Source organism: Streptomyces sp. NPDC057702, from assembly GCF_042799315.1.
Classification (GTDB): domain Bacteria; phylum Actinomycetota; class Actinomycetes; order Streptomycetales; family Streptomycetaceae; genus Streptomyces.
Genome location: NZ_JBHVJC010000036.1, coordinates 62,761 through 81,245, shown reverse-complemented (window position 1 = coordinate 81,245; position 18,485 = coordinate 62,761). Strand labels below are relative to the sequence as shown.

General features: G+C 73.2%; 8 protein-coding genes and 1 tRNA gene. All 9 read right to left on the bottom strand.

Annotated elements, in window-relative coordinates; genetic code table 11:
- Positions 1-318: 318 nt before the first annotated feature.
- Positions 319-395 (bottom strand) — tRNA-Thr (locus tag ACFVFR_RS25550).
- A 118-nt stretch (positions 396-513) separates the two neighbouring features.
- Complete coding sequence (locus tag ACFVFR_RS25545; protein WP_383705696.1) at positions 514-2,226, bottom strand: alpha/beta hydrolase; 1,713 nt, start codon at positions 2,224-2,226, stop codon at positions 514-516.
- Positions 2,227-2,497: 271 nt separating this feature from the next.
- Positions 2,498-3,817, bottom strand: a complete 1,320-nt coding sequence (locus ACFVFR_RS25540; RefSeq protein ID WP_383705693.1) for a DNA polymerase III subunit delta' — start codon at positions 3,815-3,817, stop codon at positions 2,498-2,500.
- A 938-nt stretch (positions 3,818-4,755) separates the two neighbouring features.
- The gene (gene tmk, locus ACFVFR_RS25535) at positions 4,756-8,388 is read right to left on the bottom strand and encodes a dTMP kinase (protein WP_383705691.1); all 3,633 of its coding nucleotides are present in this window, start codon (positions 8,386-8,388) and stop codon (positions 4,756-4,758) included.
- Between the two features lie 566 nt (positions 8,389-8,954).
- A complete protein-coding gene (gene topA / locus ACFVFR_RS25530) occupies positions 8,955-11,849 on the bottom strand; it encodes a type I DNA topoisomerase (protein WP_383705688.1) in 2,895 nt (964 codons plus the stop codon).
- A gap of 264 nt (positions 11,850-12,113) precedes the next feature.
- A complete protein-coding gene (locus ACFVFR_RS25525) occupies positions 12,114-12,311 on the bottom strand; it encodes a hypothetical protein (RefSeq protein WP_383705685.1) in 198 nt (65 codons plus the stop codon).
- A gap of 303 nt (positions 12,312-12,614) precedes the next feature.
- Positions 12,615-14,264, bottom strand: a complete 1,650-nt coding sequence (locus ACFVFR_RS25520; protein WP_383705682.1) for a methyltransferase — start codon at positions 14,262-14,264, stop codon at positions 12,615-12,617.
- A gap of 377 nt (positions 14,265-14,641) precedes the next feature.
- Positions 14,642-15,247: a small secreted protein gene (locus ACFVFR_RS25515; protein WP_383705679.1), complete on the bottom strand. Its 606-nt coding sequence runs from the start codon at positions 15,245-15,247 to the stop codon at positions 14,642-14,644.
- A 393-nt stretch (positions 15,248-15,640) separates the two neighbouring features.
- A complete protein-coding gene (locus ACFVFR_RS25510; RefSeq protein ID WP_383705676.1) occupies positions 15,641-18,055 on the bottom strand; it encodes a sodium-translocating pyrophosphatase in 2,415 nt (804 codons plus the stop codon).
- Between the last annotated feature and the right edge of the window lie 430 nt (positions 18,056-18,485).

The following is an 18,485-nucleotide window of genomic DNA, read 5'->3' as shown; positions in this document are numbered from 1 at the left end:
AGACGACAACACCAGGCCCGCACCAGCCACTACAAACGACGCGGACACAGCCCCTGACCCGGCCATCAGTCACGGCAAGCACCGTTGCAGTACTAACGGCGTTTCACGCCCGACTGCCCCGGGACCCTCTACACCAGCCCGACCCGTACCGCGCGAGTAGGCAAAAGATCAGTTCAGAACCGAGGTGCGTCGATTGCGTCACAGAAACGAACCACCGACCTACGCGCTACGATCACAGACCTAAGAGGCGCAACGGCGTCGGTTCCAAGGTTACCGGAAGCAAGAAACCCCAGTTCGAAGGTCCGACCTGGGATTTACTGGAGCCGCCTTCGGGATTCGAACCCGAGACCTACGCATTACGAGTGCGTTGCTCTGGCCAACTGAGCTAAGGCGGCATGCTGTGCGGGCCTGAACGGCGGCGACAGCGGGGCCAAGTCTACACAGTTTCGGCGGGTGCTCTGTACGAGGTGGTGTTCGGGGTCTCCGCGCAGGTCAGGCGGGGCGAGGGAGTGGTCAGGTGCAGCGGGTGGTGGGGGCGGGGAGGCGGCCTGCCAGGAGGTAGGCGTTGATCGCGGTGTCGGCGCAGTCGCTGCCTCGGCCGTAGGCCGTGTGGCCGTCGCCGTCGTAGGTCAGCAGGTGGCCCGAGGAGAGCTGGTCGGCCAGGGAGCGGGCCCAGCGGTAGGGGGTGGCGGGGTCCCGGGTCGTGCCGACGACCAGGATGGGGGCGGCGCCGGTGGCCTCGATGCGGTGCGGGCGGCCCGTGGCCTCGACGGGCCAGGACGCGCAGCTCAGGGCCGCCCACGCCAGTGTGTCGCCGAAGAGCGGGGACGCCCCTCGGAAGGCGGGGAGGGCTCGGGTGACGTCGGTGGGGCGGCGGAAGGCCGGCGGCAGGTCGAGACAGTTGACGGCCTGGTTGGCGGCCATGAGGTTGCTGTACGTGCCGTCGGCCGACCGCTCGTAGAACGCGTCCGACAACTGGAGCAGCTCCGTGCCGTCCCCCCGGATCGCCGCCGCGAGCCCCGCACGCAGCGCCGGCCACGCCCCCTCGTCGTACATCCCCGACAACAGCGCCGTCATGGCCAGCGACTCGGTCAGCTCGCGGCGCTGCTCGGTACGCAGCGGCTGGGCGTCGACGCGGTGGAGCAGGTCGGCGAGGAGGTCGACGGCCGTGGCCTGGTCGCGCGTGCCCAGCGGGCACTCCGCGCGCCGTACACAGTCGGTCACGAAGGCCGTGAACGCCGTCTCGAAGCCGCCGGCCTGCTCCAGGTTCATCCGCTCGGAGCTGAGCGCCGGGTCCATCGGGCCGTCGAGTACGAGCCGGCCCGCGCGGCTCGGGAACAGCCCCGCGTACGTGGCGCCCAGGAACGCCCCGTACGAGGCGCCCACGTAGTTCAGCTTCCGGTCGCCGAGCACCGCCCGCAGGACATCCATGTCGCGGGCGGCCTCGACCGTCGACAGGTGCCCGAGCAGCGCCCCGGAGCGCTGCTGGCAGCCACGCGCCAGGTTCTCGTACGAACGGACCAGCCGGCGCCGCTCGTCCGCGTCGTCCGGGGTCTGGTCGATCCGCACGTGGGCGTCCATGTCCTGGTCGGCCAGGCACCGCACGGGCTCGCTGCGCCCCACCCCGCGCGGGTCGACCGCCACCATGTCGTACCGCGCTCGGACCGGGGCCGGGTAGCCGATCCCCGCGTACGCCTGGAGGTAGTCGGTCGCCGAGCCGCCCGGCCCGCCGGGGTTGACCAGCAGCGAGCCCAGTCGGTCGGCCTGGTCCGTGGCCCGCTTGCGGGAGACGCTGAGCCGCACGTCGCGGCCCGCGCCCGGGCGGGCGTAGTCCAGCGGTACGCGCAGGGTGGCGCACTCGAACCCGTCGGGCTCGCAGGCTTGCCAGCGCAGTCGTTGCCCGTAGTAGTCCGTGAGCCGGGTCGGGGTCGCCTCCGGCAGCGGGCGCAGGGCGGCGGCCGAGCGGCGGGTGCCCGACTCGGCCTCGGGCCCGCCGTCGCGCCTTTGGCCGCCCGCCTCGCCCCCGCCGTCGGCCGCACCGCGCTCGCCTGGCCCGCTCGCCGGCCCCTGACCGCCGGCGTCGGCCGCGCGCGAGGGCGGCACCGGCGGGGCGGTGGAAGGTGCCGCGCTCGGCGACGGGACGCCGTTCGCCGAGCAGCCGGAGATCAGCAAGGCCGCTGCCGCGATCAGGGTCCCGGAGGTACGGAACAAACGAGACGCATCCATCGTCGACCCCTCAGTCGTACGCGACGTACCCGCGCGCCCCTCCGCGCGCCAGGATTCGGAGAGTATCGACAGGGGTGCGGACCGTTGCCATCCATCGCACTCGTACGGGTGAAGGTCGCGTCGAACCATTCACTCCTGGAGCCGCATCCTCCGCCTCCGTACCGGCCCGTACGGCCGTGTGCGCGACGGTCCGAGCCGACCTCGCCCCACCGATCCGAAGGCGACCGCCCGCCGTGCCCCCGGTCCGGGCCGCCCGCCGTGACCCAGGTGTTCAGCCGGCCCGCAGGGACATGGTCATCGCCTCGACCGCCAGCAGCGGGGCGACGTTCCGGTCGAGCGCGTCGCGGCAGGCCCGGATCGCCTCTATCCGGCGCAGCGTTCGCTCGGGCTGGGAGTTCGCCGCGATGCGCTCCAGCGCCTCGTGCTGCTCGGCGTTGGCTATGGCCACCCGCGAGCCGAACTGCAGGGCGAGCACGTCGCGGTAGAACGCGGTGAGATCGGTGAGGGCGAGGTCGAGGCTGTCGCGCTGGGTACGCGTCGAGCGTCGCTTCTGCCGGTCCTGCAGGTCCTTCATCGCCCCGGCCGTACCGCGCGGCAGCCGCCCACCGGTGCCCGCGGCGGCCCCGAGCGCCGCGCGCAGCTCCTCCGTCTCCTTCGTGTCGACCTCCTCCGCGAGCTGCTTGGCCTCCTCGGTCGCGGCGTCCACCAGCTCCTGCGCGGCCTTGAGGCAGCCGCCGATGTCGTCCACCCGCAGCGGCAGCGAGAGCACCGCGGCGCGCCGCGCCCGCGCCCGCTCGTCGGTGGCCAGCCGGCGGGCCCGGCCGATGTGTCCCTGGGTGGCGCGCGCGGCGACCGCCGCCCGCTCCGGGTCGATGCCGTCACGTCGTACGAGCACGTCGGCGACGGCCTCCACCGGTGGGGTGCGCAGGGTGAGGTGGCGGCAGCGGGAGCGGATCGTCGGCAGCACGTCCTCCAGGGAGGGGGCGCACAGCAGCCACACCGTGCGCGGCGCGGGCTCCTCGATGGCCTTGAGGAGGACGTTGCCCGCACCCTCCGTCAGCCGGTCGGCGTCCTCCAGGACGATCACCTGCCAGCGTCCGACGGCCGGGGAGAGCTGGGCCCGGCGGACCAGGTCACGGGTCTCCTTGACGCCGATGCTGAGCAGGTCGGTGCGCACCACCTCGACGTCCGCGTGCGTACCGATCAGGGCGGTGTGGCAGCCGTCGCAGAAACCACAGCCAGGCGCCCCGCCCAGCGCGCGGTCCGGGCTCACGCACTGCAGGGCCGCGGCGAAGGCGCGGGCCGCCGTCGAGCGGCCGGAGCCCGGGGGGCCCGTGAACAGCCACGCGTGGGTCATCTTCGCGCCCGACGGGCGCCGCGCGGCACCGCCTGGCCGCTCCGCGTCCGCACCGGCGCCCCCGCTGCCCGTGGCGGCGCCACCATCGTCGACATCACCGCCGGCGGTGGGGCCCGCGCCGCCGCCCGCGCCCGCCAGCGCCGCGTCCGTGATCAGCGTGTCCGCGTCACGGGCCGCCGCGGCGAGTTGCTCAGCGACCCGGCCCTGCCCCACCAGGTCGTCCCACACCGCCATGACGCCTCTCCCTGTCCTGCCGTACCCCGTCGTCCAGTCCGTGCCGCGCGCCCTCGCGCGCTGCCGCCCCCGCTCACCTGCCCGCCGCCGACCCGCCTCGCCCTCGTGCGACGCGGGTCCGGCGCCGGTCGCGGTCGGCCGTCGCCTACCCGGCCTCCCGCCCCACGCGGGCCGATCCGTCGCCGCGCACCGCGCCCTCGGCCCGCCTCGACGTACGCCCCACGACAGGCGCCCCGGCCGTCACGGCATCCGGTTCACCCGCCTGCCCACCATTGTGGAGTACGGCACTGACAATGCCGGCCAGCCCCGCACTGACCTGCGACATCGATTGCCTGGCGGCAGCGGGGACGACCCCCGGGGCGCGGGGCGACGCGGCGCGACGGGCCCGTCCCCGAGGGAGGGGGCCTCGGGGGCGGGCCCCGGGAACTCGGCTCGGGGTTCGGCTCACGCGCGGAGGCCGCGCGAAGCGGGGGCGGACCTCAGCGGCGGACCCGAACCCGCGCGATGGGGCGAACCGCGAACGGGACCACCACGGACCCCGCGCACCGCGAGGCACGGCGATCACACGGCAAGCCCACGATCGGGAAGCCGGACCCGCGGACGTACAGACAGAGCAGACAGAGCAGACAGAGCACCGTACGGCGGGCCCGCGAAGCGGACGGGCACAGCACCCGCGCGCCGACCTGACACCGCGAACGCGCGCCATGGGCAGCCCTCGCCCCCGGAGCGGCCCCACGTGGCGCGCCCGTGAACTGTTCAGGCCCCCTGACCCCACCGCCCAGCCCGCCGGCACAGGCCACCCACCAGCACCGGCGCCAACGCCCGCCCGCCCGCCCGCCCGCCCGCCGCCAGTACGAGCGCGAGCACGGGTGCCAGCGCCAGCGCTCACACCCCGTGCCAGCGCCGGCGCTCACACCCCGCGCCAACGCCACCGCACCTCAGCCCTTGCGGCCCCAACCCCTGCGCCCGCCGCCCGTGCCGCCGTCGCCGGAGCCGTCGGACGGGTCGGGGTCCTGGTGGTCGGGCCGCTCGCTCGGGGGCTGGCGGTGGGGGTAGCCGCCGCGTCGCTCGTCGTACGAGGCGTAGCGGCCTTCGTCGGAGCCGTCGTGCGGGCCCAGCAGTTCGTCGGCGAGGGTCGGCAGGTCGTCCAGCGGGGTCTCCTCGGCCCATTCGGGGCGGGGGCGCCTGCGGCCGGGCGAGCTCGCCGCGTCGTCGGCCGGCTCCGCGCCGCTGGCTGCCGAACCATCCTGACCTGCGCCGGTGCCCGCCTGGGACGGGTCGTACTGCGGCAGCTCCCGGGTCCGCTCGTTACCGGACTCGGAGGTGCTCGGGCGGGTGCTGGTGGCGGATTCGGGGCGGAACACCCACGGCGGTACGCGGTCCGCGGGGTCAGCCGGGCGCTCGGGGTGGGGCCCCGGGGGCTGGTCAGCGATCGCGGGCAGCACGGCCGTCTCGTCCATAGCGCCGGGGGGCGGCGTGGCCGGCGCGGACGGCGTCGGCAGTTGCGTGGTCTCCTCGGCGTCCCACGTCTCCGGCGCGTCCTCGGCCTCGCGCGCCCCACGGTCCCCGTGCGCGTCCGATACGGGGCGCGCGTCGTGCGCCGGCGGCTCCCCCTCGGGACGTACGCGCGGCAGCACCCACGTCTCGTCGTCGAAGCCCGCGCCGCCCTCGGCCCGCGCGCCCTCGCCGGCCCGCGCGCCCTCGCCGGGTCGCGGGGTTCGTGGGTCGACCCGGGGCGTCTTGACCGTCTCCGTCATGTCGGCGCTCGCGGCCGGCGTCGCCCGGCCCGTGTCGGGCTCGGACGTGCCCGCGCCCTTGGCCCGCGCCGTGCCGGCCGCGCCCGCGTCGGTCGGCTTGACCAGCGGCGTCGGCACCGTCGGCGCCTCGTCCCGCGCGCCCGGCGCCGCGCTCCTCGGTGGCACCGGCCGGCCGCTCTCGGGGGCGGCGCCACGGCCCGGCTCCGGAAGCGCGGAGGCCGCCTCGGCGGCCAGCCGGGCCCGCTCGGCGCGGAGCAACGCCTCCTCGGCCTTGCGCTGCTTCTCCAGCCGCCGTTCCTCGGCCTCGGCTCGCAGCCGGGCCTCCTCCTCGGCCTGCCGGCGCTGCCGCTCCTCCTCCGCCGCGCGGGCCCGCTCCTCGGCCTCACGGCGCTGCCGCTCCTGCTCGGCGAGCCGACGCTCCTCCTCGGCCCGCTGTCGGGCCTCCTCCGCCTGCCGCTCGGCCTCAAGGCGCTTGGCCTCCTCGGCCTCGCGGCGCTTGCGCTCCTCCTCCTCGGCCCGCAGCCGGGCGAGCTGCTCCTGGCGCTCACGCTCAAGCCGCTCTTCCTCGGCCTTGCGCGCCGCCTCCTCCTCGGCCTTGCGGCGAGCCTCTTCCTCGGCCTTCCTCCGTGCCTCCTCGCGGGCCTCGATCTCGGCCTGCGAGAGCGGCAGCACGTGGTCGAGGCGGTGGCGTACGACGGTGCTGACGGCCTCGGGCTCCTGGCCCGCGTCGACCACCAGGTACCGCGCCGGGGCCGCGGCGGACAGGGCCAGGAAACCGGCCCGTACGCGCTGGTGGAACTCGGCCGGCTCGGACTCCAGCCGGTCTGGGGCCTCGGTGAACCGCTCGCGGGCGGCCTCGGGGGAGACGTCGAGCAGCACCGTCAGATGCGGCACGAGACCGTCGGTCGCCCAGCGCGAGATGCGGGCGATCTCGGTCGGCGACAGGTCGCGGCCGGCGCCCTGGTAGGCCACCGAGGAGTCGATGTAGCGGTCCGAGATGACGACGGCGCCGCGCTCCAGCGCGGGTCGTACGACGGAGTCCACGTGCTCGGCCCGGTCCGCCGCGTACAGCAGCGCCTCGGCGCGGTGCGAGAGCCCCGCGCTGGCCACGTCGAGCAGGATCGCGCGCAGCCGCTTGCCGATCGCCGTGGCGCCCGGCTCGCGCGTGACCACGACCTCGTGACCCTTGCTGCGAATCCACTCCGCGATGGCCGTGACCTGCGTGGACTTGCCGGCGCCGTCGCCGCCCTCGAAGGCGATGAAGAAGCCGTTGGCGGCCGGCGCCTCCGTGGGCTCGCCGCCGCGCACCGCCTCGCGCAGATCGCGGCGCAGGGCTACGCCCTGACGGTCGTCGATCCTGCCGAGCACCAGCGCGGCCACCGGCAGCAGCAACGCGCCGACCAGCATCAGCGTGAACGCCGCGCCGCCGTGCGCGAAGACGAAGGCGCCGTTGCTCAGCCGGTGCGGGCCGATCGCCGCGGCCAGCAGCGGGGCCGCGAGGACCCCGAGGCCGAGCGCGACCCGGACCACCGCGTGCAGGTGCTCGGTGGTCCGCGCGCGCCGCGACTCCTCCGTCTCCTGGTCGAGCAGCGTGTGACCGACGTTGGCGGCGACGCCGGCCGCGACGCCCGCGAGCAGCGCCAGCAGCAGCACCGTGGCCGGATCGGGAACCAGTCCGGCGGCCAGCAGGGTGAGCCCGGTGGCCGTGATCGCGAGTGCGAGCAGGCGGCGTCGGGAGAGCGTGGGCAGCACGCGCGGCGCGCAGCGCACGCCGATCACCGGACCGCCGGCGATCATCAGCGCGAGCAGCGAGAAGCCGACCGGCCCACCGCCGAGGTCGGCCGCCTGGAGCGGGGCGACGCCGAAGGCCGCGGCCATGGCGGCGGCCACCGCGGCGCACGCCGGCACCAGAACCGGGATCGCGCCCGTACGCCCCTTGTCGGGCGCGGTGACCCGCGCGCCACCGGCTCCGCGCACCGGAACCTTGGGCCGGCGCAATCCCTCCAGCGGGGAGCGCGCGCGGGTGGCGTCCGCGCTGGGGAGTTCCAGGAAGAAGAGGACGGACACCGAGGCCGCGAAGAGCCCGGCCGCCACGTACGAGGCCAGCGCCGGCTGGTGCTGGTGGAACCAGTCGATGCCGGAGCCGAGCACGTTGCTGACCAGGGTGACGACGAGCATGCCGGCGGCGGCGATCGGCAGCGTGACCGCGGTGGTACGGAGCGAGAGCCGGCGCAGCGCGTCGAGGTGGTCGGGCAGGGGACGCACCGCCGCGCCCTCCGGCGGGGGCGTCGGTAGCAGCGCCGGGGCCGCGCCGTCCTTGGCCACCGTCCACAACCGCTCGGCCACCCCCACCACGAAGGCCGTGACCAGCAGCGACGCGACGGCGTCGGACGGCATCCAGTCGATCCACAGCGGCGCGATCACCAGCAGGACGAGCCGCACCCCGTCGGCGCCGATCATGGTCCAACGCCGGTCCAGCGGCCCGGACGGGCCGATCAGCGAGGCCAGCGGGCCCAGCAGGATCGCCCCGAACAGCAGCATCGCCAGCAGCCGCGCGCCGAACACCGCGGCGACCGTCAGCGCCACGCCCCGGTATCCACCGCCGAACGAGCCCGCCACCACCGCCGCCTGGAAGGACAGCGCCAGCAGGGCCAGTACGGCCAGTGCGTCACCTATGCCGCTGACGAACTGCGCGCTCCACAGCCGTCGCAGCGGCGGATAGTGGAACAACGCTCGTACGGCGCGCTCGCGGGAATCCGCGGCGAGAGCGCCGGCTGGGGAGGTGACGGCCGTTGGCTGCTCGGTTCGCGTCATCCCGCCAGCCTATCGGGGTCACACGAATTGCCGTGGTCGAGCCCGAACATATGGACGGGCGCGCCGTCGCACGCGCCGGGACGAGCCGGTCACGGCAGGGCGAACCGGCGGCCCGCGAGGCCATGCCGGGGGCGCGCGGTCACGCCGTGCGCTGCCTGGCCCGCCGCGAACGCCCATCGGGACTCGGCTGCGGCCGACGCGATCCGGCCACCTCCGCCCCGGGCCCCACCGGCGTGCCCCGGTCGCGCACGCTCACGCCGCCAGCCCCGCCCGGCTCACCCCCCCCCGTCGTCGGCCCCGCACGCCCCACGCCCGGCGCACCGCGCCCGCCGCGCGCACCACCGCCACCCCACCGGCGGCACACCTCACGCCTCGTGGACCACGAACGCCCCACACTCCGGCCCCGGCGCGCTCCCAGTACGCCCCAGCTCCGGCACACGCGCCCGATGGCGCCGCGACCCCGCAGGTCAGCGGCGTAACAGAAGGCGGAAACGGGCCGCGCCGGCTGAGCGGCGCGGCCCGCTGGCCGCCGATCACCGAGGGCGAGTCCGCCCCTCGCGCGGTGACTACTCCGACGCGTCGCCCGTCGACTTCGCGGCGGACGCGGTCTTCTTCGCCGGCGCCGTGGCCTTCGTCGCCGACGTCGTCGTCTTCTTGGCCGCCGTCTTCTTCGCGACGGTCTTCTTGGCCGTCGTCGTCTTCTTGGCGGCGGTCTTCTTGGCCGGTGCCTTCTTCGCGGTGGACTTCTTCGCCGGCGCCTTCTTGGCCGTCTTCTTCACCGGGCCCTTGGCGCGCTTCTCCGCGAGCAGCTCGTAGCCCCGCTCGGGGGTGATCGTCTCGACGTCGTCCTCCCGGCGCAGCGTCGCGTTGGTCTCGCCGTCGGTGACGTACGGGCCGAACCGGCCGTCCTTGACCACCACCGGACGCTCGCTCACCGGGTCCGTGCCCAGTTCCTTGAGCGGCGGCTTCGCCGCGGCGCGACCGCGCTGCTTGGGCTGGGCGTAGATGGCCAGCGCCTGGTCGAGCGTGATGGTGAAGAGCTGGTCCTCGGTCTCGATCGACCGCGAGTCGGTGCCCTTCTTCAGATACGGCCCGTACCGGCCGTTCTGCGCGGTGATCTCCTCGCCACCCTGCGGATCGACGCCCACCACACGCGGCAGCGACATCAGCTTGAGCGCGTCCGCCAGCGTCACCGTGTCCAGGGTCATCGACTTGAACAGCGACGCCGTGCGCGGCTTGACCGCGTTCTTGCCGGTCTTCGGGGTGCCCTCGGGCAGCACCTCGGTCACATACGGTCCGTACCGACCGTCCTTGGCCACGATCTGTCGGCCGGTCTCCGGGTCGGTGCCGAGCTCGAAGTCGCCGCTCGGCTTGGCAAGCAGCTCCTCCGCGTACTCCACGGTCAGCTCGTCCGGCGGCAGGTCGTCGGGGACGTCCGCGCGCTGCCCCGGCTCGCCCTCGGTCGGCGAGGGCTTCTCGACGTACGGGCCGTACCGGCCGACACGCAACACGATGTCGTTGCCGACCGGGAAGGAGGACACCTCGCGGGCGTCGATCGCGCCCAGGTCGGTGACCAGCTCCTTCAGTCCGCCGAGATGGTCACCGGACGCGCCCGTGCCGGGGGCGGCGGCGATCTCGCCGGCCGTCGGGGCGTCCTGGTCGGCCCCGAAGTAGAAGCGCCGCAGCCACGGCACGGCCTGCGCCTGACCGGCCGCGATCCGGTCGAGGTCGTCCTCCATCTTGGCCGTGAAGTCGTAGTCGACCAGCCGGCCGAAGTGCTTCTCCAGGAGGCCGACCACGGCGAAGCTCAGGAAGGACGGCACCAGCGCGGTGCCCTTCTTGAACACGTAGCCCCGGTCCAGGATGGTGCCGATGATCGACGCGTACGTCGACGGACGGCCGATCTCGCGCTCTTCCAGCTCCTTGACCAGCGACGCCTCGGTGTACCGGGCCGGCGGCTTGGTGGCGTGCCCGTCGACCGTGATCTCCTCGGCGGTCAGCCGGTCGCCCTCGGCGACCTGCGGCAGCCTGCGCTCGCGGTCATCCAGCTCGGCGTTCGGGTCGTCGGCCCCCTCCACGTACGCCTTCATGAAGCCGTGGAAGGTGATCGTCTTACCCGAGGCCGTGAACTCCACGTCCCGGCCGTCGCCGGCCTGGCCGCCGATGCGCACGGTCACCGAGTTGCCGACCGCGTCCTTCATCTGGGAGGCGACGGTCCGCTTCCAGATCAGCTCGTAGAGCCGGAACTGGTCGCCGGTCAGGCCGGTCTCCGCGGGGGTGCGGAAGCGGTCGCCCGAGGGGCGGATCGCCTCGTGCGCCTCCTGCGCGTTCTTGACCTTGGCGGCGTAGCTGCGCGGCTTGTCCGGCAGGTAGTTCGCCCCGTAGAGCTGCGTGACCTGGGCCCGCGCGGCGGAGATCGCGGTGTCGGAGAGCGTGGTGGAGTCCGTACGCATATAGGTGATGAAGCCGTTCTCGTACAGCTTCTGGGCCACCTGCATGGTCGCCTTGGCGCCGAAGCCCAGCTTGCGGCTGGCCTCCTGCTGGAGCGTGGTCGTACGGAACGGGGCGTACGGCGCGCGGCGGTAGGGCTTCGACTCGACCGAGCGGACCGCGAAGTTCGTCTCGGCGAGCGCCGCCGCCAGCGCGCGGGCCTGCGCCTCGTCCAGGTGCAGGACGGCGGAAGCGTCCTTGAGCTGCCCGACCGAGGTGAAGTCGCGACCCTGCGCGACCCGGCGGCCGTCCACCGAGGCCAGCCGCGCGACCAAGGTGCCCGGGTCACTGGCGTCGCCGCCACGGCCGGTGGCGAAGGTGCCGGTCAGGTCCCAGTACTCGGCCGAGCGGAACGCGATGCGCTCCCGCTCGCGCTCCACGACCAGCCGGGTCGCCACCGACTGCACCCGGCCCGCCGACAGCCGCGGCATGACCTTCTTCCACAGCACCGGCGAGACCTCGTACCCGTAGAGACGGTCGAGGATGCGGCGGGTTTCCTGGGCGTCGACCAGACGTTGGTTCAGCTCGCGCGGATTGGCCACGGCGGCCCGGATGGCGTCCTTGGTGATCTCGTGGAAGACCATCCGGCGCACCGGGACCTTGGGCTTGAGGACCTCCTGCAGATGCCACGCGATGGCCTCGCCCTCGCGGTCCTCATCGGTGGCCAGGAAGAGTTCGTCCGACTCGGCCAGCAGCTCCTTGAGCTTCTTGACCTGGTCCTTCTTGTCGTGGTTCACGACATAGATGGGCTGGAACTCGGCATCGACGTTCACCCCGAGGCGCGCCCAGGGCTCGCCCTTGTACTTCGCGGGGACCTCGGCAGCGCCGTTCGGCAGGTCTCGGATGTGCCCGACGCTGGCCTCGACCACGTATCCAGGGCCGAGGTAGCCCTTGATCGTCTTCGCTTTGGCAGGCGACTCGACGATCACGAGTCGCCGGCCGCCGTTCGCGGTCTCGCTGGTCGGGGACAACTTCGCTCTTCTCTCCGGTCGACGCTCAGTGGCTGAAGCCACCACGCGTACGGTGCTCGCGGTGGCAATACGGTGACGCTGCGGAGTGTGACGGTACCTTCCGCCTGGGTGTCAAACGGAAAAAGCCCGCAACGCCACTCGAAGGGTAAGCCGATGGTCGCCTAACCACTCCTCCTGCCGCACACCGCCTGGGCGCTGTCACGGTAACCCGACAACCGTGCCGCGTGCCGCACGGGCCGGCACTCCGCCGGGTCGGCCAGGTGGTCAGACGGAGCCGAGGCACCAGATTCCGCCGACCAGCGCGGCGGCGCCGAAAACGGTGGAGAGGACCGCCGCGACCGTCGGGTGCGAACCGTCCAGGACGGGCTGACGCTGTCGCAGCCGCACCGCCGTCCAGAGCAGCAGTGCGACGCCGAACAGCGCGAATGCCGTGCCAGCGAAGGCCGCGGGTCCACTCTCCATACGAGGAGGGTGGCACGTACCGGCGGCTTTCGCGCGAACGCCACGTGAACGTCCTCACATCGGCGTCCCGCGGTGCGCTCCGGTCGCCCGTCGCTCATTTTCGGCCGAGCCTGGGCCGGGCCCGGCCGTCTCACGGCGCGGACCCCACCCTTCACAACGGCCCCACACCCGCCGGCCAGCGTCCCCGCTCCCCGTACGCGCCACCCCGCGCGCCGCCGCACGCGCTCCCACGCCCCACACCGCCCCCTCATGCCTCGCCTCCTCCCGGGCCGTCCCCGCCCCCCGCCCCGCGTCAGCGTCCCCTCACGCGCCCGCCTCCCCCTCCGTGACCGGCTCCAGGAAGCCCTGTTCCACCAGCAGACGAATCGACTCCGGCGTACGGTCACGGAGCAGCACCGGGTCCTCCCCCAGCAACTGGGCGATCGCGTCCAGAATCCGGCCCGCGCTCAACGAGCCGTCACACACCCCGGCGAACCCCGCGCCGACCGTGTCCACCTTCGTCGCGCGCCGCATGCCCCGGTTCTGCCGCAGCACCACGTGCTCCGGGTCCTCCGCGCCCGGCAGCCCGACCTGCTCCTGGATTACCTCGGGCGCGAGCCGGAAGCGGGCCGCCAGCAGGGCCGCGTCGTCCGTGGCCCGCAGGAAGTCCTGGCGGGCGAAGTGCGCGCGCACACTGGCGCCCAGCGGCTGCTCCACCGGGTGCGGCCACTCCTCCACCGTCACCGACGGCCTGTCGGCACCGGACTTGCGCACGGTGATCCAGCCGAACCCGACCGCCGTGGTACGCCGCGCCGCGAACTCCTCCAGCCAGGCGTCGTACCGCTCCGCGTACGCCACCGGGTCGCCCTGGTGGTCACCGCCGTCGCGCAACCACAGCTCCGCGTACTGCGCCACGTCCTGCACCTCGCGCTGCACGATCCACGCGTCACAGCCCGGCGGCACCCAGCCCGCGACCCGGTCCCGCCAGTCCTCCCCCTCCACGTGCTGCCAGTTCGCGAGCAACTGGCAGTAGCCGCCGTCCGCCAGGTGCTCGGCCGCGCCCGCCACCAGCGTCCGGCACAGGTCGTCGCCTCCCATGCCGCCGTCCCGGTAGGTGAACCGGGCCCCGGGGGAGATCACGAACGGTGGGTTGGACACGATGAGGTCGAACGTCCGGCCCCGCACCGGCTCGAACAGCGAGCCCTCGCCGACCTCCGGCACGGCCGCCCCCGACAGCGCCAGCGTCAGCCGCGCGATCCGCAGGGCCCGCGGATTGCGGTCGGTCACGGTGACGGCGCTGGCGTGCCGCGCGGCGTGCAGCGCCTGGATTCCGGACCCGGTGCCCAGGTCGAGTACCCGGTCGACCGGCTCGCGCACCGTGATGCCGGCCAGCGTCGTGGAGGCGCCGCCCACACCGAGCACCAGCTCCGAGCGCGGCGCGGCGCCCTCGACGCCTGACTCCGCGCCCTCCTCCTCCGAGGCTCCCCCCGGCGTGCCGGAGGCGGAGTGCGCCCCCGGGCGTACGGCGATGCCACCGGCGCCGCCGACCGCGCAGCCGAGATCGGAGACGATCCACCAGTCCTCTCCGTCCGGCCCGCCGTACGGGCGTACGTCCACACTCGCCCGCACCGCGCCGCCGCCCCCCGTCTCGCCGGAGCCCACGGAGGCCGTGTCGGCGCCCACCAGCCAGCCGTCAGCCAGACAGTCCTCGATCGGTAGCACGGCCGCGGCCCGCTCGTAGGGGACCGGGCGCTGCAACAGGAAGAGGCGGACCAGGGTCTCCAGTCCGCTGTCACCGCGGGTCGCGCGCAGCGCCGGCACGCTCTCGCTGCGCCCCAGCGCGGCGTAGGCCGGGGCGCCGAGCAGGTCCAGGAGACCGTCGGCGGTGAACTCGGCGGCGAGCAGCGCGGCGCGGAGGCGCTCGGTGCGCTGGGGATCGGCGTGGGGCAAGCGGTGCGTACTCACGCTCCCCATTGTCGGTGCTACCTCCGACAATCGGCGAAGGCCCGACGCCTCGCCGGGTGTGGCGGGACGCCGGGCCCGTTGTGCCGCCGCTCTCGCGGGGCCTCGGTTCCGCCCGTACGGCCTTCGTGCCGCGCTCGTACGGGCCGTCACTCCGCACGCGCGGGGCCCTCGCCCGCGCTCGCGACGACCGTCGGACGGCTCCGAGGATCACCAGGTCGGCCGGCCGGGCCCGCCGGGTGTCCCCGGCCGGCCCGCCCACAGCGCGCCGCCCGTCGGGGCGTCCGCGCGGAACCGCCTGGTCAGGTCATTCGACTCCTTCGACAGGGCACACCGGTCGAGGGGCCAGCGGCGCGGTGGCTCAGCGCCGTGGTGGAGTCGACGTCGCGTCAGGAAGTCTTCTCCGTCGGCTTCTTGACGTCCATCGAGGGGGCCGGCGCGCCACCGCTGGGCCGCTGGCAACCCTTCTGCTTGGCCATGGCCTCGCCCACCTCGCCCTCCTGGAGCTGCTTGAACGCGTCGTCACCGCTCTGGGCCAGCTTGTTGAGCTTCTCCGCGATGCCGTTGAGGCCATCGGCGAACTTCGACTTGTCCTTGGTGTCCAGCTTGTCGACGGAGGTCTTGAGGTCCTCGTACGCCCGCGACGTGGCGTTGAGCTCCTTGACGGCCTCGGTCTGCGCCTTCTCACCGTCGTCCACCGGCGGCGCGCCGGCGTCCTTGACCGACTGGCCCAGCGCCCGGTAGGCGTCGGAAATCTGCTGGAACGCCTGGGAGTCGGTCTGCTGGAGCTTCTTGGAGTCGGGCTCGTCGGCCGCCCCCTGGATGGCCGCGTTGGCCTCCTGGATCTTCTTGAGCTGTGGCTGTACGCCGCCGCAGACCTTCTCGGCCCAGCTTTCGACCTTCTTGTCGCCGTCGTCGCCGTCACCGCCGCAACCGGTCAGCGCCAGTACGAGTGCCGCACCGCCGGACAGTGCCGCCACAAGCTTCTTGTTCACCGGATTGGTCCCTTCCATGGCCTTCGGCCCCGGAACTTACACGCCCGCAGAGCGAGAGCTACGAGTTGAGCATCCCTTATATGCCCTATTGGGGCTATTTACTCCGCGCTGGGCGTGGCGTTCACCTCGCCATCCGGACGGCCCACGGCCCCCACGCGCCCCTCCCCCTCCGCCGCAGCCCGCAGCCCGCAGCCCGCAGCCCGCAGCCGATCCGTATCACAGGTCGCCGCACGGGACTCGACGGGCCGTCACCGCCGGCAGCGCGAAGGGCGGGCCGTGCGCCTCAGCGCACGGCCCGCCCTCGGGTCCGCCCCGCCGCCCACCGCGGCTACGGCGCGCGGCCGGCTCGCCGCGCGCCGCGCCGCGCGCTCGTGGTGCGGCCCCGGGCGCGGTTCAGGACGAGACCACCGCGGGGTCGGTGCTCTGCGCCGCGCGTTCGACGCTGACCTCGTCCGCGTCCCCCTCGTCGTCCACCGCGATGCCACGCCGCTTGGACAGGTAGACCGCCGCGACGATGGCCAGGCTCGCCAGCACGGCGATCACGGCGCGCAGCCCCGGGCTCGCGTCGTCGCCGTAGCTGAACTTCACCACCGCCGGCGCGATGAGCAGCGCCACCAGGTTCATCACCTTGAGCAGCGGGTTGATGGCCGGCCCCGCGGTGTCCTTGAACGGGTCGCCGACCGTGTCGCCGATGACGGTCGCGGCGTGCGCCTCACTGCCCTTGCCGCCGTGGTGGCCGTCCTCCACCAGCTTCTTCGCGTTGTCCCAGGCGCCTCCGGAGTTGGCGAGGAAGACCGCCATGAGCGTGCCGGCGCCGATGGCCCCGGCCAGGAACGAACCGAGCGCGCCGATACCGAGGGAGAACCCGACGACGATGGGCGCGAGCACCGCCAGCAGGCCGGGGGTGGCCAGCTCGCGCAGCGCGTCCTTGGTGCAGATGTCCACCACACGCCCGTAGTCGGGCTTCTCCGTGTAGTCCATGATCCCGGGCTTCTCCCGGAACTGGCGCCGTACCTCGTACACCACCGAGCCCGCCGAGCGTGAGACCGCGTTGATCGCCAGCCCCGAGAAGAGGAAGACGACGGCCGCCCCGAAGATCAGCCCGACCAGGTTGTTCGGCTGGGAGATGTCCATGCTCAGATTCATCTCGCCCGAGACGTTCGCGTTCACGTCCCTGACCGCCTCGGCGATGGCGTCGCGATACGAACCGAACAGGGCCGCCGCCGCCAGCACCGCGGTGGCGATCGCGATGCCCTTGGTGATGGCCTTGGTGGTGTTGCCCACCGCGTCCAGGTCGGTGAGCACCCGCGCGCCCTGGTCGCGAACATCGCCCGACATCTCGGCGATGCCCTGCGCGTTGTCCGAGACGGGTCCGAAGGTGTCCATGGCGACGATGACACCGACAGTCGTCAGCAGCCCGGTTCCGGCCAACGCCACCGCGAACAGCGCCAACATGATCGAGGTGCCGCCCAGCAGGAACGCCCCGTACACGCTCAGCCCGATCAGCGCCGCCGAGTACACCGCCGACTCGAGGCCGAGCGAGATGCCCGAGAGCACCACGGTCGCCGGGCCGGTCAACGACGTCTTGCCCACGTCCCGCACCGGGCGCCGGGTGGTCTCCGTGAAGTAGCCGGTGAGCTGCTGGATGAGCGCGGCCAGCACGATGCCGATGGCGACGGCCACGAGTGCCAGAAGCCGCGGATCGCCGTCGCGCCCCAGGATCTCCTGGTCCGTGATGCCGTCCAGGTCGGCGTAGGAGGACGGCAGGTACGCGAAGACCGCCACGGCCACCAGCACCAGCGAGATGCCCGCGGAGATGAAGAAGCCCCGGTTGATGGCCGTCATACCGCTGCGGTCGGTACGGCGCGGCGCCACCGCGAAGATCCCGATCATCGCCGTGACCACCCCGATGGCCGGGACGATCAGCGGAAAGGCCAGACCGGCGTCGCCGAAGGCGACCTTGCCGAGGATGAGCGCGGCCACCAGGGTCACGGCGTACGACTCGAAGAGGTCGGCCGCCATGCCGGCACAGTCGCCGACGTTGTCGCCCACGTTGTCCGCGATCGTCGCGGCGTTGCGCGGGTCGTCCTCCGGGATGCCCTGCTCGACCTTGCCCACGAGGTCGGCGCCGACGTCGGCCGCCTTGGTGAAGATGCCTCCGCCCACTCGCATGAACATCGCGATGAGCGCGGCGCCCAGACCGAAACCTTCCAGCACCTTGGGCGCGTCGGCCGCGTACACCAGCACCACCGAAGCGGCGCCCAGCAGGCCAAGGCCCACGGTGAACATGCCGACCACTCCGCCGGTACGAAAGGCGATCTTCATGGCCGCGTGTGAAACGTCGGTCAGATCCTTCGCGGGCTGGCCTTCTTCCGGCGTCGCCGCTCGCGCCGCGGCGGCGACTCGCACATTACTGCGAACCGCGAGCCACATGCCGATATAGCCGGTCGCCGCCGAGAATCCGGCGCCGATCAAGAAGAAGAGCGAACGCCCGATGCGCTGCGACCAGTCGTCGGCAGGCAGCAGCATGAGCAGGAAGAACACGACCGCCGCGAATACGGCGAGAGTACGCAACTGCCGAGCCAGATAGGCATTGGCGCCCTCCTGCACCGCGGCAGCGATCTCCTTCATGCTCTCGGTGCCCTCGCCAGCGGCGAGCACCTGGCGTACGAGCACGACCGCCACGGCCAGCGCCGCCACCGCGACGAGGGCGACCACCAGGACGATCAATCGGTTGCCGTCGGTCAGCTCGGCAGCGGCCAGGGTGGGGGATAGGTCTAGCTGATGAGGGGTAGCAGGCCCCGCCATTCGTCCTCCTTGACGTTTGGCACATGGGCGCGCAGCGGTTTCGCGACCGCGAAACAGCCGCCACGCTCAGGCGTCCTGAGCTCAAGATGTGGACGGATTGTAGGGATCAACGCGAGATCAAAACAGTGCACCTCTAAGGGAATTCGCCTGCATCAGTGGTGATCAAATGGTTCCGCTGCCGCAATTTCCCTCATACGAAGGAAAGAACCACTCAGACTGACGCTCAGGAAATGATCTAAGAGTCTTATGAACGCCCCTGCTCACAGCTTTGCCCCCACCTCAGAGGGCAACACGAAACAGCTTTAGTCGCAGGATGATTTCCCGGCCCACGCGGCGCGATCTCCGGCTCGGAGAGGGCGCGAAGTGCCCCTTCGCGTGCCGCCAAGAGGGCGCGAACTCGGCCCGCCGGAGCTCGCCTGGCCCGCCGGCT

Coding starts and splice junctions, on each gene's coding strand:
- ACFVFR_RS25520 (WP_383705682.1), bottom strand. CDS start 14,264: ATGGGGAGCGTGAGTACGCACCGCTTGCCCCACGCCGATCCCCAGCGC.
- ACFVFR_RS25510 (WP_383705676.1), bottom strand. CDS start 18,055: ATGGCGGGGCCTGCTACCCCTCATCAGCTAGACCTATCCCCCACCCTG.
- ACFVFR_RS25540 (WP_383705693.1), bottom strand. CDS start 3,817: ATGGCGGTGTGGGACGACCTGGTGGGGCAGGGCCGGGTCGCTGAGCAA.
- tmk (WP_383705691.1), bottom strand. CDS start 8,388: ATGACGCGAACCGAGCAGCCAACGGCCGTCACCTCCCCAGCCGGCGCT.
- ACFVFR_RS25525 (WP_383705685.1), bottom strand. CDS start 12,311: ATGGAGAGTGGACCCGCGGCCTTCGCTGGCACGGCATTCGCGCTGTTC.
- ACFVFR_RS25545 (WP_383705696.1), bottom strand. CDS start 2,226: ATGGATGCGTCTCGTTTGTTCCGTACCTCCGGGACCCTGATCGCGGCA.